At 64.6% G+C, this 13,898-nt stretch carries 17 protein-coding genes; 5 read left to right on the plus strand and 12 right to left on the minus strand.

Going from position 1 to position 13,898, the window contains the following annotated elements:
- Positions 1-10 precede the first annotated feature (10 nt).
- Complete coding sequence (locus GA0061098_RS11860; protein ID WP_091956493.1) at positions 11-1,618, plus strand: hypothetical protein; 1,608 nt, start codon at positions 11-13, stop codon at positions 1,616-1,618.
- Positions 1,619-1,693: 75 nt separating this feature from the next.
- Here GA0061098_RS11860 and GA0061098_RS11865 read toward each other — a convergent pair whose 3' ends face one another.
- The 3 genes from GA0061098_RS11865 to GA0061098_RS11875 form a co-directional block, all read right to left on the minus strand.
- Positions 1,694-1,960, minus strand: coding sequence for a hypothetical protein (locus tag GA0061098_RS11865; RefSeq protein ID WP_165637300.1), 267 nt, complete (start codon positions 1,958-1,960; stop codon positions 1,694-1,696).
- A 259-nt stretch (positions 1,961-2,219) separates the two neighbouring features.
- Positions 2,220-2,450, minus strand: coding sequence for a hypothetical protein (locus GA0061098_RS11870; protein ID WP_026202008.1), 231 nt, complete (start codon positions 2,448-2,450; stop codon positions 2,220-2,222).
- A 36-nt stretch (positions 2,451-2,486) separates the two neighbouring features.
- Positions 2,487-2,729, minus strand: coding sequence for a hypothetical protein (locus tag GA0061098_RS11875; protein WP_018318371.1), 243 nt, complete (start codon positions 2,727-2,729; stop codon positions 2,487-2,489).
- A gap of 143 nt (positions 2,730-2,872) precedes the next feature.
- On the opposite strand from GA0061098_RS11875, the gene GA0061098_RS11880 reads away from it, so the two are divergent.
- Together GA0061098_RS11880 and GA0061098_RS11885 are read left to right on the plus strand one after the other, a co-directional pair.
- Positions 2,873-3,298 (plus strand): DUF5413 family protein, encoded by a 426-nt coding sequence (locus GA0061098_RS11880; protein WP_091956494.1) that lies wholly within the window; start codon positions 2,873-2,875, stop codon positions 3,296-3,298.
- Between the two features lie 59 nt (positions 3,299-3,357).
- The gene (locus GA0061098_RS11885) at positions 3,358-3,912 is read left to right on the plus strand and encodes a DUF4112 domain-containing protein (protein WP_091956495.1); all 555 of its coding nucleotides are present in this window, start codon (positions 3,358-3,360) and stop codon (positions 3,910-3,912) included.
- Between the two features lie 136 nt (positions 3,913-4,048).
- Here GA0061098_RS11885 and GA0061098_RS11890 read toward each other — a convergent pair whose 3' ends face one another.
- From GA0061098_RS11890 to msrA, 4 genes are all read right to left on the minus strand, one after another.
- A complete protein-coding gene (locus tag GA0061098_RS11890; protein ID WP_018318374.1) occupies positions 4,049-4,342 on the minus strand; it encodes a hypothetical protein in 294 nt (97 codons plus the stop codon).
- A gap of 213 nt (positions 4,343-4,555) precedes the next feature.
- Positions 4,556-4,720 (minus strand): DUF3309 family protein, encoded by a 165-nt coding sequence (locus GA0061098_RS11895; RefSeq protein ID WP_165637301.1) that lies wholly within the window; start codon positions 4,718-4,720, stop codon positions 4,556-4,558.
- 105 nt (positions 4,721-4,825) lie between these two features.
- Positions 4,826-5,245, minus strand: coding sequence for a peptide-methionine (R)-S-oxide reductase MsrB (msrB, locus tag GA0061098_RS11900; RefSeq protein WP_091956496.1), 420 nt, complete (start codon positions 5,243-5,245; stop codon positions 4,826-4,828).
- A gap of 31 nt (positions 5,246-5,276) precedes the next feature.
- The gene (msrA, locus tag GA0061098_RS11905) at positions 5,277-5,981 is read right to left on the minus strand and encodes a peptide-methionine (S)-S-oxide reductase MsrA (RefSeq protein ID WP_091956497.1); all 705 of its coding nucleotides are present in this window, start codon (positions 5,979-5,981) and stop codon (positions 5,277-5,279) included.
- 257 nt (positions 5,982-6,238) lie between these two features.
- On the opposite strand from msrA, the gene GA0061098_RS11910 reads away from it, so the two are divergent.
- Positions 6,239-7,921 carry a tetratricopeptide repeat protein gene (locus tag GA0061098_RS11910; RefSeq protein ID WP_091956498.1) on the plus strand — a complete coding sequence of 561 codons (1,683 nt, stop codon included), beginning with the start codon at positions 6,239-6,241 and terminating at the stop codon, positions 7,919-7,921.
- 134 nt (positions 7,922-8,055) lie between these two features.
- On the opposite strand, the gene GA0061098_RS11915 is transcribed toward GA0061098_RS11910, so the two are convergent.
- Entirely contained in the window at positions 8,056-9,171 is a 1,116-nt protein-coding gene (locus tag GA0061098_RS11915; protein ID WP_091956499.1) for an ATP-dependent DNA helicase, read from the minus strand.
- 417 nt (positions 9,172-9,588) lie between these two features.
- Here GA0061098_RS11915 and GA0061098_RS43660 point away from each other — a divergent pair, with 417 nt between their 5' ends.
- Positions 9,589-9,774 carry a hypothetical protein gene (locus GA0061098_RS43660; RefSeq protein WP_129590836.1) on the plus strand — a complete coding sequence of 62 codons (186 nt, stop codon included), beginning with the start codon at positions 9,589-9,591 and terminating at the stop codon, positions 9,772-9,774.
- Between the two features lie 149 nt (positions 9,775-9,923).
- On the opposite strand, the gene GA0061098_RS11920 is transcribed toward GA0061098_RS43660, so the two are convergent.
- The 4 genes from GA0061098_RS11920 to GA0061098_RS11935 are packed head-to-tail and all read right to left on the minus strand — an operon-like array spanning position 9,924 to position 13,886.
- Positions 9,924-10,577 (minus strand): NapC/NirT family cytochrome c, encoded by a 654-nt coding sequence (locus GA0061098_RS11920; protein WP_091956500.1) that lies wholly within the window; start codon positions 10,575-10,577, stop codon positions 9,924-9,926.
- Positions 10,574-11,044 (minus strand): nitrate reductase cytochrome c-type subunit, encoded by a 471-nt coding sequence (locus tag GA0061098_RS11925; protein WP_165637302.1) that lies wholly within the window; start codon positions 11,042-11,044, stop codon positions 10,574-10,576. Before GA0061098_RS11925 ends, GA0061098_RS11920 begins: the two co-directional genes overlap by 4 nt.
- Positions 11,041-13,554, minus strand: a complete 2,514-nt coding sequence (gene napA, locus GA0061098_RS11930; protein WP_091956502.1) for a nitrate reductase catalytic subunit NapA — start codon at positions 13,552-13,554, stop codon at positions 11,041-11,043. The genes GA0061098_RS11925 and napA overlap by 4 nt, the downstream gene beginning before the upstream one ends.
- Before the next feature lie 17 nt (positions 13,555-13,571).
- A complete protein-coding gene (locus tag GA0061098_RS11935; protein ID WP_091956641.1) occupies positions 13,572-13,886 on the minus strand; it encodes a chaperone NapD in 315 nt (104 codons plus the stop codon).
- Positions 13,887-13,898 lie beyond the last annotated feature (12 nt).

Below are 13,898 nucleotides of genomic sequence, written 5' to 3' on the forward strand. Positions count from 1 at the left end.
TTGAGTTGAAATGGCTGATTACTATCCGCTGATCGCCCGCGCTATTGCCGCCTTGGACCCGAACGCTCCCGGCGAAAGCCGTCGCGCGCTCTATGAGCGGGCGCGCACGGCGTTGATCGCGCAGCTCCGCAGCGTGCAGCCGCCGCTCTCCGAATCCGAGATCACCCGCGAAAGGTTGTCGCTGGAGGAGGCCGTCCGCAAGGTCGAATCGGAGGCTGCCCAGCGCGCCCGCGAGGCCTCGCGCCCCGGTGGCGGCGCCCGCAGCGGCAGCAGCGGCGATGCCTTCCGCCGCGCCAGCACCCGAGCCGCCGAAGGCAGCCCGGCTGCGGCTGGGCCGGCCCCGCCGCGGACGCGTCCGGCCCCGCCGCCGCCGCGCGCCGACCGTCCCTCCTTCAACGTCGATGACCAAGGCGAGGCCCCGCGTCCGCCGCGCGCGCCTCGTTTCGACGCCCCGCGCCAACCGGGACCGTCCGCCCCCCCACCGATGCCGGAGCCGGCGGCCGGGCGCGATCGCGCTGGTGCGCGTCGTCCGCCCGATGTCGGACCTCCGCCGCCGCTGCCGCCGGCACCGGGCGTGCGCGGCTTCCGCGACATCACGGCCGACGCCAATGATCTCGGAGGCGCTGCCGCGCAGGCCAGCCGCGCCGCGCGCCGCACCTACGCCAACGTGCCCTCGCCTTCGCCGGAATTCGACCGGCTCGAGCCGAGCCTGGAAAACCGCGCCGGCGAGCAGGACGCGCCCTATTCCTACGACGAGTCGGTCGAGGAGGCCGAGCGCTACGCGCCGCAGCCGCCGTCGCCGCGTCCGCGCATCGCGCCCGAGCGCGACGCCAAGAAGCGCGCCCGCACGCGCTCCGCCTTCCCGTTCAAGAGTGCGATCGCCGTCGGCATCGTGCTGATCCTCGTCGGCGCCGGCATCCTCTGGGGCAAGCAGCTGGTCCAGATCGCGACCAACCTGCTGAAGTCCTCGCCGACCCAGGTGGTGGAGGCGCCGAAGGATCCGTCCCAGCCGCAGAGCAAGCCGAAGATTCCGGATCGTGTCGGCCAGCCCTCGGCCAGCGACCAGCCGGTCGCGCCGGTGGCGCAGAAGGTCGTGCTCTATGACGAGGATCCGTCCGATCCGAAGGGCAAGCAATATGTCGGCTCGGTGGTGTGGCGGCTCGAGCCGATCAAGGCCTCGGGCGCCCAGAAGGCCGACGTCGCCGTGCGCGCCGACATCGAGATCCCCGACCGCAAGTTCAAGATGACGATGTCGTTCCGCCGCAACACCGATTCCTCGCTGCCGGCGAGCCATACGGCGGAGCTGACCTTCATCCTGCCGCCGGATTTTCCGGGCGGCAGCGTCTCCAACGTGCCGGGCATCCTGATGAAGTCGAACGAGCAGGCGCGCGGCACGCCGCTCGCCGGCCTCGCGGTCAAGGTCACCGACGGCTTCTTCCTGGTCGGCCTGTCCAATGTCGACGCCGACCGCTCCCGCAACGTCCAGCTTCTGAAGGAGCGTTCGTGGTTCGACGTGCCGCTGGTCTACGCCAACCAGCGCCGCGCCATCATCGCCATCGAGAAGGGCGCCCCCGGCGAACGCGCCTTCAACGATGCTTTCGCGCAGTGGGGCGATTAGGCGTTTCACCTCTCTCTCCGGGAGAGGTGAAGCAACGGCCCTTCGCGCTCAGCGGCTCAGTTTTATTGAGCCGTCTTACTGCGCCGCCGCTTCCCGCTTGCGCGATGCGACCGCCTCGCGGTCCATCACGGCGCGGCAGCCGGGGCTGACCTGGGCTTTGTTCCGCACCATGCAGGCCCTGACCCTGGGAATGTCGGGGATCTCACTGGAGCACAGCCGCATCGCGTCACCCGTGCACATCTGCTGCGCTTCGGATGAGAAGGCGAGGCCGGGTGAGGTCTGGAGTGCAATGGCGGTGGTTGCGACGGCGAAGAGCGAAGCGATCGTCTGATAGCGTGTCATGTAGAATGCGTCCCCGAGTTCCGTGAGCTTGAGCCACTTGGTTTTTGGGGCGCCGCACACGGCTTGATCTGCCGCATGTCACAGCCTTCACGTCGGGAACTCTAGTCCCGCATGTGGTCGCTCGATTTCATGATGTTCGAATCGAAAAGTGCTGCGCCGCCCGAGCGAAGTATGCGCCATTGTCACGTGGCTGCAATGGCAGGCGCAAAGGAATTTGCAATTGTTGCGTGGACGTCACGCACAAAGCGTGCGCGCGCGATCAGATCATCCGATCGAAAGATGCGCTCGCTTGTTCCACATCGCTCGCGCCGAGCGCGGCGGCGTGTTCCTCGACGGCGGTGACGCCTTTGGCCGTAAGCTCGAATAGATCGCCGTCCTTCATCACGTAGCCGTCGGCGATGAGTTCGCCGATCTTGCCGTGGCGGTCGTCGGCGAAGGCAACGGACTGGCTGATGTCCCGCAGGATCGAGAGCTGTTCGTCGCGCAACATGGCTTCACTCTCCGTTCGCTGGGGATGGTCGGTCCCTCACATGCCGTGGCTCTGAAACACCTTGCTGCAAGAGCGCGACAGCTTGGCCCGGTTGGCTTGCAGGCAGCCCTGCACGGCGCCGTCATTGCCGAGGTCCTTGCGACAGAAGCGCGAGGCGTCGCGCGAGCAGGCCTGCTGTTCCTGCGGCGAGCCCATGTGGCCTTGCGCGAGAGCGGGTGCGTTCGACAGGCCACTCAGGGCTGCCAGCGTGATCGTCGCCAGGAGAAATTTGCGGGCCATCGGCGGCTCCAATCTGACAGGGATAATTCAGGTCCTGTCTGAACTCGTCGCCTTGCCACTTGTTCCCCCAAAGGCGGAGCTCGCCGCGCTATTCAAGGTTCCCGCGGCGCTGCTATAACACCGGCGAAGTGAAAGGGTGTTTGATGAAACGCTATCTGGTGTTTGCGCTGGTTGGCCCGTTCGTCGGCGGGTTCCTGCTGCTGCTGACGACGACCTATCAGTCCGGCTATTGGACCCAGACCAGTCTCGGCGAGGTCGGCAAGCTGTTCGCGGTGTTCTTCAAGACCCTGCAATACAGTTATCTGTTCGGCTTCCTGCCTTCGCTGATGATCGGCGCGGTCGATGACATCCTGACGCATGTCAGGCGGATCGGCCCGGGCTTGCGGATGCTCCTGGTCGGCCTGTTCGCCTTCGTGCTGGCCTCGCTCACCTACAGCTCGCGAGGGCCGGATTCGGGTGCGGTGCAGTTCATCCTTTATGGCCTCGTCGGGTTCGTGCCGGCGGTGATTTCGTCCTGGCTCGTGCATAAATACATCAAGGAGCCGCAGCCGGTGGCGGCGCCGACCTGAGCGCGACGTTCGGGCGCGGCGCAGCAACCTCCGCCGCGCTAGCGCGTTCCCTGAAGGCCATGACCATGTCCGACGACGATATCCTTGCTCCACGCAGATCCCGTTCGGGGAGTTCGCGCGCGACCGCTTCCGGTAGCGAGGCACGCGGGCCGATCATCGATCAGGACGGCCGGGAAATCCGCCCTGAAACGCTGGAGCAGGGCTTTCGCGAGTTCGGTTTCGAGCTGGGCAAGGACAATCCGTTCGCCGGGAGCCCGTTCGGCAATCTCACGCGCGAGCAGCGGATCGCGCGGATCGAGGCGATCGCCAAGCTGCTCGACGTCGCCTTCATCCTGCCCGGCACCAACATCCGCTACGGCATCGACGGGCTGATCGGCCTGATCCCCGTCGTCGGCGACATCATCACCACGGCGATCTCGCTGTGGCTGGTGCGCGAGGCCCGCGCGCTGGGCGCGCCCTGGTACCTCACCGCCCGCATGCTCGGCAATGTCGCGCTCGACGGCGTGGTCGGCATGGTCCCGTTCGCGGGCGACGCTTTCGACGTCATGTTCCGCGCTAACATGCGCAACGTGCGCCTTTTGCGCCGCTGGCTCGACAAGCAGCCGCGGATTTAGCGCGGCGGCTGGGAGCGCTTGCCGCGAGTCCAACTGGTCGATGATGCGCCGCTGCGGGGAGAACCCCCCAAACGCAAAAAACGCGACAGCCTTTCGGCCATCGCGCTTTCTGCGCACATCGGAGGCTTGCGAAAACTTAGGCCGCGTCGGCGGCGTCGGTCTCGGCCGGCGCCGGCTTGGGACGGCGGGGCAACGGGAAGGCTTCGCTCTCATAGAGCGAGCGGATGCCGTTCTGGTCGAAACGCGCTTCCTCGACCTGGAGATAGGCGCCGTTCAGCGAATCCGTCGGCAATTGCTCCATCGCGAACTGCACGGCTTCAGCCGCGGTACCGAACCGGCGATAGGTGAAGCCTGCGCGCTTCTTCTTGCGGATCGCGGCGGGGAAGAGTTCGGCGGAAGTGTTGAAGTTGAACGGACGCAGTGGACGCATGGTCAAAGACCTCGTGATCTCTCTGGGGCTTTAAGCGCGTGGGGTTTGGGAGGGCAGGGGCCGCAATCGAGCGAGCCCGCCGCACATGCCATTTTCGCCCTCTAATATAGGCCGATTTGACAAAAATGCGACCCCCGCGATGGGAGATGATGAATCCGCGCATGGCAGCTCCGCGGATGAAATTAATCAAGTTATTTCAATGACTTATATGGCTTATAATTTGCCAAGCAGCAGCAGGACGACCAGCACCGCCAGCACGACGCCGCCGATGCCCATGCCGGAATGGCCCATCCCATAGCCGTAGCCGCCGACGCGGCCGGACAGGCCGCCGATCAGATAGATGATCACCAGGATGATCAGGACGGTCCCGAGTCGCATGGCATCCTCCCTGGCGGCCGCCAAATGCGATGATCGGCCGCACGCCAGACGAGAAAAGCACATCGCGCGGCCGGGTTCCATGAAGGAACCGGGCCGCGCGCAACCTTATTTCGGCTCCAGCTTCAGCGCGGCCGAGTTGATGCAGTAGCGCAGGCCGGTCGGCCCGGGGCCGTCGGGGAAGACGTGGCCGAGATGGCCGCTGCATTTGGAGCAGAGCACCTCGGTGCGGATCATGCCGTGGCTCGCGTCCCGCTCCTCGTCGATATGGCTCTCGACGGCGGGCTGGGTGAAGCTCGGCCAGCCGCAGCCGGAATCGAACTTGGCGTCTGACTCGAACAGCACATTGCCGCAGCCGGCGCACGTGTAGGTGCCGGCGCGGTGGTCGTGCTCATACTCGCCCGAGAAGGGACGCTCGGTCGCCTTCTCGCGCAGCACCGCGTACTGCATCGGCGACAATTCGCGCCGCCACTGCTCTTCGCTCTTGATGACCTTGTCGTCCGTGGTTTTCATTTTGGTGTCGGGCATGGGTCTCCCGTTTGTTTCGGTGATCCCGCGATCAGTTGGTGGCCTTGCTGGCACTCACCAGCGTCGGCTTTTCAATGTAGTTATCCGCGAACAGCTTTTTCAGGTTCTCGACCTTGGGCAGGTCGTTATAGGCGATGTAAGGCTGGTTCGGGTGCAGCGTCAGATAGTCCTGGTGGTAGGCCTCCGCCGGGTAGAAGGCCTCCAGCGCGCCGACCTTGGTCACGATCGGCTTGCTGAACACCTTGGCGCCGTTGAGCTGGGCGATATAGGCCTCCGCCACCTTCTTCTGCTCGTCGGAGGTGGTGAAGACGGCCGAGCGATATTGCGTGCCGACGTCGGGGCCCTGGCGGTTGAGCTGGGTCGGGTCGTGCGCCACCGAGAAGTAGATCTGGAGGATCTTGCCGTAGGAGATCTTCTTCGGGTCGTACTTGATCTCGACCGCCTCGGCATGGCCGGTCCGGCCGCTCGAGACCGTCTGGTAGTCGGCGGTCGCCTTGGTGCCGCCGGCATAGCCGGAGACCGCGTTGACGACGCCCGCGGTGTGCTGGAAGACGCCTTGCACGCCCCAGAAGCAGCCGCCGGCGATCACGGCGGTCTGGATCCCGCTCGCAGGGGCCGTATCCATGGCGGGGGCGGGGATCACGACCGCATCCTCCGCAGCCCGGGACGGCGCGGCAAAGGTTAGCGAAAGGGCGGTGGTTGCGGCGAGCAGGGAGGCGAGGGCAGGTCGGCGCATGGCGGATCCTCTTTCGGAAGGTCTGACAGTCTAGGGCGGTCGGAGCCGGACGAACAGTTGCCCGGCTGGGTTTTCGCACCATCCGAGGTACGGACGCGGCCGCCGATTGTTACGGTGGGACGGACACGAGTCTGTGAAACGCGCCGCGCGGGATAGCCGGGCGCCAGCAGCTTGGCGAGACCGGGAACTCCGCGCTAGATGAACCGGTGCTATCGATGATCGACTTAAGAAGAATCTGGCTGGAGCAGGCCTGACCCATGCTGCGCGTCGTTTCCCTGACCCTCGTCATCCTGACCGCCGGCCTGTTCAGTGCGGCGGCCGACCCGCAGGCCGACGATCTCACCCTCTGCCGCGACCGCCAGGCGGAGGCCCAGGCCCGCGCGAGCGCCTGCGACAATCTGCTGAAGGCCGACAAGCTCGGCGGCAAGGACAAGGCCATCGCGCTCTCCGTGCGCGGCAACACGCTGATCAGCAAGCGCGATTACGACCGCGCGATCGAGACCCTGTCCATCGCGATCGATCTCGATCCTGATTACGTCATTGCTCTCAACCTGCGCGGCCTCGCCTATGAGCGCAAGGGCCAGGACGACCTCGCCATGGCGGACTACAACCTCGCCCTCCAGAAGCGCCCCACCTACGGTGTCCCCTACAACAATCGGGGCGTCATCTACGCGCGCCGCGGCGCGTTGCAAAGCGCGATCGACGATTTCAGCCTGTCGATCAAATACACGCCCAAATTCCTGCTCGGCTGGACCAATCGCGCCCGCGCGCGCACGCTGATGAAGGATTTCGACGGCGCGATCGCCGATTTCGCGGAGGCCGAGAAGATTGACCCGGCCGCGCCGCAGATCGCCAGCAACCGCTGCATCACTTACGGCATGATGGGCAAGTATGCGCAGGCCCTTGCCGACTGCAACGGCCTGATCGAGCGGCAGCCGAAAAACGTGTTCGCGATCAACAACCGCGCCGACGTCAGCATGATGAAGGGCGACCTCGACGCCGCGCTGAAGGACTACAACACGGCCATCCAGATCAATCCGAATAACATCCGCGCGCATTCCGGCCGCGGCCAGATCTACGAGCGGAAGAAAGATCTCGCGCAGGCGCGCGCCGATTACCGCGCTGCCGCCTATTCGCTGACGAAGTTCGACGAGCCCGACGTTGCCCGCGCCCGTGCCGTCGCGCAGGAGCGACTCGCCGCGCTGACGCTGCAGGCGCCGGCCGGAGCAACCGGGCGCCGCGTGGCGCTGGTGATCGGCAACGGCGCCTACAAGAACGTCCATGCTTTGCCCAATCCGCCGCGCGATTCCAAACTGATCGCGAGCGTGCTGCGCGACGTCGGCTTCCAGAGTGTGATTTCCGTCAATGACCTCACCCGCGACAAGTTCTTCGACGCGTTGAAGGCCTTCGCGGAGGAAGCGGAGAAGGCCGACTGGGCCGTGGTCTATTACGCCGGTCACGGCTTCGAGATCGGTGGGGTGAACTATCTCGTTCCCGTCGACGCCAAGCTCGCTGCCGACAAGGACGCCGAGACCCAGGCGGTCGCCCTCGAGCAGGTGATCGCCGCGGTCGGTGCCGCGCGAAAAATGCGACTCGTGGTTCTGGATGCCTGCCGCGACAATCCGTTCGCGCCGAGCATGCAGCGCACGCTGTCGCTGAAGCTGGTCGACAAGGGCTTTTCCAACATCGAGCCCGGCGCCGGCTTCATGGTGGTCTATGCCGCCAAGCACGGCGAGACCGCGATGGACGGCGACCGCAGCGCCAACAGCCCGTTCGCCACCGCGCTGGCCCGCGAGATCAAGCAGCCCCGCATCGAGATCAGGAAACTGTTCGACATCATCCGCGACGACGTCTGGGCCGCCACCAGGCACGAGCAGCAGCCGTTCACCTACGGCTCGCCGCCGGGACGCGAGGATTTTTACTTTGTGGCGGGGAAGTAAGGGGCGCGATTCCGGCGCCCCATTCTCCGTGCCGTAGGGTGGGCAAAGCGAAGCGTGCCCACGCCTTGTTGCTTATGGAGGGAGATCGTGGGCACGGCGCTACGCGCCTTTGCCCACCCTACGGGAGCGGAGTTTCAGACGACGATGCTGAGCCGCTTCGCCGCCCGCGTGATGCCCGTGTACAGCCGCCGCGCCCTTGAGTCCTGAAACGCAAAACTCTCGTCGAACAGCACGACGTCGTCCCATTGCGAGCCCTGCGACTTGTGCACGGTGAGCACGTAGCCGTAGTCGAACTCGTCATAGGGCTTGCGCTGCTCCCAGGCGATCTGCTCGACGCCGCCCTCGAAGCAATCGGCGCGCACCGAGACCTTGGTCACCTTGTGGCCGAAATCCTCGTCCGGCGACAGCCGCATCGAGAGAATGCGCGATTTCGAGCGCGAGGTGTTGCGCGACTTCACGCGCCACAGCCCGCCGTTGAACAGGCCCTTCTTGCGGTTGTTGCGCAGGCACACCAGCTTGTCGCCGGCGACCGGGAAGACGTCCTCGATGTTCTGGCGCTGGCGTACCCGCATATTGTACGCGCGCCTTGTGTTGTTGCGGCCGACCAGCACCTGGTCAGCGCCCATGACACGATCGGGATCGAGCTCCTTGCGCGACACCACCTCGCTCTCGCCGTAGCGGCCGATGTCGAGCTCGCGGCCTTCGCGGACATCCATCGACATCCGCACGATCGGATCGTCCTGCGCCTGGCGGTGCACCTCGGTCAGCATCGCGTCGGGCTCGGTGTTGGTGAAGAAGCCGCCGCCCTGGATCGGCGGCAGCTGCGCGGGATCGCCGAGCACGAGCAGCGGGCAGTCGAACGACATCAGGTCGCGGCCCAATTCGGCGTCGACCATCGAGCATTCGTCGATCACGATCAGCTTCGCCTTCGAGGCCGGCGCGTCGTCCCACAACTCGAAGCTCGGCTGCTCCTCGCCGGATTCGCGGGCGCGGTAGATCAGCGAGTGGATGGTGGAGGCGTCGTCGCAACCCTTGTTGCGCATGACGAGGGCGGCCTTGCCGGTGAAGGCGGCGAACTTCACCTCGCCGTCGACGCCGTCGGCGATGTGCCGGGCCAAGGTCGTCTTGCCGGTCCCGGCAAAGCCGAACAGGCGGAAGATCGGCGGCGTGCCATTGCGGCCCGGCTTGGCCTTCAGCCAGTCGCCGACGGCCTTGAGAGCGGCATCCTGATGCGGTGTGAAACTGGACATATCTGTCTTGAGGAAGAGCGAAACGAGGCGATTCGCCGTTCCCCAAAACTAACCATTCGGACCAAGGGTTCAAGGCAAGATCAAAGACGTAATACTCGTGTTGTGCTGGGGCGGAGCCGAGGATCGGCCCCCCTGTCTAATCGGACTCAGAGAGGTTTGATCATTTCCAGGACGTTTAGTCCGCCAGAATTTATGACGGGGCTTCCGGTCGGAGTGTTTCCCGTATCAAAAACATGTTCCCAGAATCCGGCGCTCGATTTTCCTCCAAATGTCGTGAGGGACTGTTGGTAGTCTACCCACAATGGCAGCCGTCCGAGGTGCGCTAGGAAGTTCTTGATGTTGATCCAAACTTGTTCTGGGAACGGATACTGGAATAACTTCTCGGTGCGCACGTTCTTTGTCTCGTGTTGGAATGATATGATCGATCTCAAGCTGATCCGAACCGAGGTCCATCTTGTGTCCTGTGATGAAGCAGGACCCTTGCTGGCGCTGCCAAAGGCGCTCTCTCAATTTCTTACGTTCTTCGGGCGAAAGCCTTTGCAAAGCAAGGGACGACATAAAATCTCTCTTAAAATGAATTTACAAAGTCATATTGCTTCATGATCGAATCGATTGCAAGTCGAGCGCAGTACGATATGCAACCAGGGCTCCTGCGTCATCGCTGGTGCGTGCGAGGCTCGCGCGCGGAACATGCACTCCGGCGCCATGCTCTCATGTTTTAGGGCGCCCAAGAGGATGGGCGCGGACCGGCCCTACTGCCAGCCGGGAACGCCGCGCATGTCGGGCAGCTGGTGGGCGATGCCCTTGTGGCAGTCGATGCAGGTCTTTTCCTTCGTGAACAGGAAGCGCTGGTGCGCCACCGAGGCCCGCGGCGACTGCTTGGTGATGTCCATGGAATCGGCACTGTGGCAGTTGCGGCATTCCAGGGAATCGTTGGCCTTGAAACGCGCCCATTCGTGCGCGGCGAGCTCCAGCCGGTGGTCCAGGAATTTTTCCCGGGTGTTGATCGTGCCGAAGATCTTGCCCCAGACCTCCTTGGAGGCCTGCATCTTGCGCGCAATCTTGTCGGTCCAGTTGTGCGGAACGTGGCAATCCGGGCAGGTCGCGCGCACGCCGGAGCGGTTGCTGAAGTGGATGGTCGATTTCAGCTCGGCGAAGACGTTGTCCTTCATCTCGTGACAGCCGGTGCAGAATTTTTCGGTGTTGGTCAATTCCAGCGCGGTGTTGAAGCCGCCCCAGAAGATCACGCCCGCAACGAAACCGGCCAGCACCAGGGTGCCGAGGGCGAACACCGAGCTCGGCCGGGTCAGCACCCGCCAGAGCTCCAGCGCAAAGTCCCAGCTTCGCGCGATGAAGCCGCGCTTGGTTTTCAGCTCTGCATTGGGCTCGCCAGCAGTCGTCGTCATCGGCGGCCACCCGGGCTTGCGCGCGACAGCAGCGTGTCGATGTCGATGAAGTCGTTGCTGACGGGCGGATTGGCGCTGTTCTGTGGCACGTGGCATTCGGTGCAGAAGAAGCGCCGCGGCGAGATCGAGGCCAGAAACTGGCCGTCGCGGTCCATGAAATGCGTGATCGAGACCATCGGCGCCTGCGATTCCGCCGTGCGTGCCCGCGCATGGCAGGACAGGCATTTGTTGCCGTTGAGGTCGATCTGATAGCCGTCGATGGTGTGCGGGATGACCGGCGGCTGCTCCGGATAGTTGCGCACCTCCTTCTCGGACGTGTTGCGGTTCGGCAGCATCGGCGGCGCCGGGCCCTCGTCATTGAGTGGGGCCGGACCGCGCAGGCCTGAGGTGACGGTCTGTGCGGTCAGCGAGCTCGCGCCCGCGGCGATCGCGAAGGCGAGCAGTGCGATTGCGGATCGTTTCATCATGACAGGTTCACCCGCTCGATGCGCACGGCGCATTTCTTGAAGTCGGTCTGCAGCGAAATCGGATCGGTCGCGTCCAGAGTCACCTTGTTGATCAGCTTGGACTCGTCGAACCACGGCACGAAGACGAGGCCCTTCGGCGGCCGGTCGCGACCGCGCGTTTCGACCCGGGCGCGGATGAAGCCGCGGCGGGAGACCACCTTCACCTCGTCCCCGCGACGGAGCTTGGCATCCGCCGCGTCGTCGGGATGCATGAAGCACACGGCTTCGGGGAAGGCCTTGTACAGCTCGGGCACGCGGCGCGTCATGGTGCCGGAATGCCAGTGCTCCAGCACGCGGCCGGTCGAGAGCCAGTAGGGATATTCGTTGTCGGGCGATTCCGCTGCCGGCTCGAACGGCAGCGCGAAGATGCGCGCCTTGCCGTCGGGATAGCCGTAGAACTGCACGTCGGTGCCCTGCTTGACGTAGGGGTCGCTGCCCTCGCGGAAACGCCACTTCGTCTCCTGGCCGTTGACGACGGGCCAGCGCAGGCCGCGCTCGCGGTGATAGGTCTCGAACGGCGCGAGGTCATGGCCATGGCCACGGCCGAACTGGGCATATTCCTCGAACAGGCCCTTCTGCACGTAGAAGCCGAATGCCTTGGCTTCCTCGTTGGAATAGCCTTGTTCGATCTCCGTAACAGGGAATTTATCGACCTGGCCGTTCTTGTAGAGCACATCGAACAGCGTCTTGCCGCGAACGTCCGGCTTCTTGGCGATCAGCTCCTCGGGCCAGACCTCCTCGATCTTGAAGCGTTTTGAAAATTCCATGAGCTGCCAGAGGTCCGACTTGGCTTCGCCGGGCGCGGTGACGAGTTGGTGCCAGAACTGGGTGCGCCGCTCGGCATTGCCGTAGGCGCCTTCCTTCTCCACCCACATCGCAGTCGGCAGGATCAGATCGGCGGCCAGTGCCGTCACGGTCGGATAGGCGTCCGAGACCACGATGAAATTGTCGGGGTTGCGGAAGCCGGGATAGGTCTCCTCGTTGACGTTGGGGCCCGCCTGGAGGTTGTTGTTGACCTGCACCCAATAGGCATTGATCAGGCCGTCCTTCAACATCCGGCTTTGCAGCACGGCGTGCGCGCCGTTCTTGTCGGGAATGGTGCCTTCGGGCAGCTGCCAGATGTGCTCGGCGTGGTCGCGATGCGCCTTGTTGGTCACGACCATGTCGGCGGGCAGGCGGTGCGAGAAAGTGCCGACCTCGCGCGCGGTGCCGCAGGCCGAGGGCTGGCCGGTCAGCGAGAACGGGCTGTTGCCGGGCGAGGAGATCTTTCCGGTCATAAGATGGATGTTGTAGACGAGGTTGTTGCACCAGACGCCGCGGGTGTGCTGGTTGAAGCCCATGGTCCAGAACGAGACCACCTTGATCTTGGGATCGGCGTAGAGCTCGGCGAGCGCCTCCAGCCGGTTCAGCGGCACGCCGGACATCTCGGCTGCCTTTTCCAGCGTGTATTCCGACACGAACTTGACGTACTCGTCATAGCTCATGTCGGTGGAGTCGTTGGCCTTCGCTGCACCCGTTGCCTTTTTCTGAAGCGGATGCTCCGGCCTCAAACCGTAGCCGATATCGGTCTGCCCCCGCCTGAAAATCGTATGCGCGGCGACGAAGTCCTTGTTCACCCGACCGGTCTTGATGATGTGATTGGCAATGGCGTTGAGGATGTAGAGGTCGGTCTGCGGCTTGAACACCATGCCGATGTCGGCGAGGTCGAACGAGCGGTGCTCGAAGGTCGAGAGCACGGCGACGCGGACATGCGGCGCGGACAGCCGGCGGTCGGCGAGGCGCGTCCACAGGATGGGGTGCATCTCCGCCATGTTGGAGCCCCACAGCACGAAGGCGTCGGTCGCCTCGATGTCGTCGTAGCAGCCGGGCGGCTCGTCGATGCCGAAAGTGCGCATCATGCCGGCGACGGCGGAAGCCATGCAGTGCCGCGCATTGGGATCGATGTTGTTGGTGCGGAAGCCGGCCTTGAACAGCTTCGAGGCTGCATAGCCTTCCCAGATCGTCCACTGGCCGGAGCCGAACATGGCGACGCCGTTGGGCCCGCGCTTCTTGAACGCCTCCTTCCACTTCACCTCCATGATGTCGAAGGCTTCGGTCCAGGACACGGGCGTGAACTCGCCGTTCTTGTCGTATTTGCCGCCCGTCTTGCGCAGCATCGGCTGGGTCAGGCGGTCATGGCCGTACATGATCTTGGAGAGGAAGTAGCCCTTGACGCAGTTGAGGCCGCGGTTGACCTCGGCCTTGATGTCGCCGTGGGTGGCGACGACGCGATTGTCCTTCGTCGCGACCATCACCGAGCAGCCGGTGCCGCAGAAGCGGCAGGCGGCCTTGTCCCATTTCATTTCGCTGTTGTCGCGCTCGGTGACGAGATTGGCGGCGAGCGCCGGAGTCGGCATGCCTGCTGCGGCGGCCGCAATCGCGGCGGCCTCGAGCTTGAGCATCTGGCGGCGGTCGAGCTTTGGCGATGTCATGATGGCTCTCCCGGCCCTTAGGCGGTTTCGATGGCGTGGAAGACCAGCGCTGCGGAATAGACGTTGGGCAGCGACTGGATGGTGTTGAGCAGGGTGCCAAGGCTGCCGGCGTCCGGCGCCTCAGTGACGACGATGAGCTTGCCGCGCGCATCGCGGCCATGGATCTCGCAGCCGGGCAGCGCGGCGATCTCAGCTTCGAGTTCGGCGAGGCGCTCGGGGCGCGCCTGCACGATGATGCTGGCGATCTCGCAGCCTGGCGGAGAGATGACGCGCTCGGCGCTGAGGACCCGGCCGGTGATCAATGCGCGGCGGTTGAGTGAGGCTCGGGCCATGATGCCTGTCTT

The organism is Bradyrhizobium shewense (genome assembly GCF_900094605.1).
Lineage (GTDB): Bacteria > Pseudomonadota > Alphaproteobacteria > Rhizobiales > Xanthobacteraceae > Bradyrhizobium > Bradyrhizobium shewense.

Bases quoted from the DNA above. Each gene is read 5' to 3' on its own strand.
- GA0061098_RS11860 (WP_091956493.1), top strand. From the start codon at position 11: ATGGCTGATTACTATCCGCTGATCGCCCGCGCTATTGCCGCCTTGGAC.
- GA0061098_RS11865 (WP_165637300.1), bottom strand. From the start codon at position 1,960: ATGACACGCTATCAGACGATCGCTTCGCTCTTCGCCGTCGCAACCACC.
- GA0061098_RS11870 (WP_026202008.1), bottom strand. From the start codon at position 2,450: ATGTTGCGCGACGAACAGCTCTCGATCCTGCGGGACATCAGCCAGTCC.
- GA0061098_RS11875 (WP_018318371.1), bottom strand. From the start codon at position 2,729: ATGGCCCGCAAATTTCTCCTGGCGACGATCACGCTGGCAGCCCTGAGT.
- GA0061098_RS11880 (WP_091956494.1), top strand. From the start codon at position 2,873: ATGAAACGCTATCTGGTGTTTGCGCTGGTTGGCCCGTTCGTCGGCGGG.
- GA0061098_RS11885 (WP_091956495.1), top strand. From the start codon at position 3,358: ATGACCATGTCCGACGACGATATCCTTGCTCCACGCAGATCCCGTTCG.
- GA0061098_RS11890 (WP_018318374.1), bottom strand. From the start codon at position 4,342: ATGCGTCCACTGCGTCCGTTCAACTTCAACACTTCCGCCGAACTCTTC.
- GA0061098_RS11895 (WP_165637301.1), bottom strand. From the start codon at position 4,720: ATGCGACTCGGGACCGTCCTGATCATCCTGGTGATCATCTATCTGATC.
- msrB (WP_091956496.1), bottom strand. From the start codon at position 5,245: ATGCCCGACACCAAAATGAAAACCACGGACGACAAGGTCATCAAGAGC.
- msrA (WP_091956497.1), bottom strand. From the start codon at position 5,981: ATGCGCCGACCTGCCCTCGCCTCCCTGCTCGCCGCAACCACCGCCCTT.
- GA0061098_RS11910 (WP_091956498.1), top strand. From the start codon at position 6,239: ATGCTGCGCGTCGTTTCCCTGACCCTCGTCATCCTGACCGCCGGCCTG.
- GA0061098_RS11915 (WP_091956499.1), bottom strand. From the start codon at position 9,171: ATGTCCAGTTTCACACCGCATCAGGATGCCGCTCTCAAGGCCGTCGGC.
- GA0061098_RS43660 (WP_129590836.1), top strand. From the start codon at position 9,589: ATGATCGATCTCAAGCTGATCCGAACCGAGGTCCATCTTGTGTCCTGT.
- GA0061098_RS11920 (WP_091956500.1), bottom strand. From the start codon at position 10,577: ATGACGACGACTGCTGGCGAGCCCAATGCAGAGCTGAAAACCAAGCGC.
- GA0061098_RS11925 (WP_165637302.1), bottom strand. From the start codon at position 11,044: ATGATGAAACGATCCGCAATCGCACTGCTCGCCTTCGCGATCGCCGCG.
- napA (WP_091956502.1), bottom strand. From the start codon at position 13,554: ATGACATCGCCAAAGCTCGACCGCCGCCAGATGCTCAAGCTCGAGGCC.
- GA0061098_RS11935 (WP_091956641.1), bottom strand. From the start codon at position 13,886: ATGGCCCGAGCCTCACTCAACCGCCGCGCATTGATCACCGGCCGGGTC.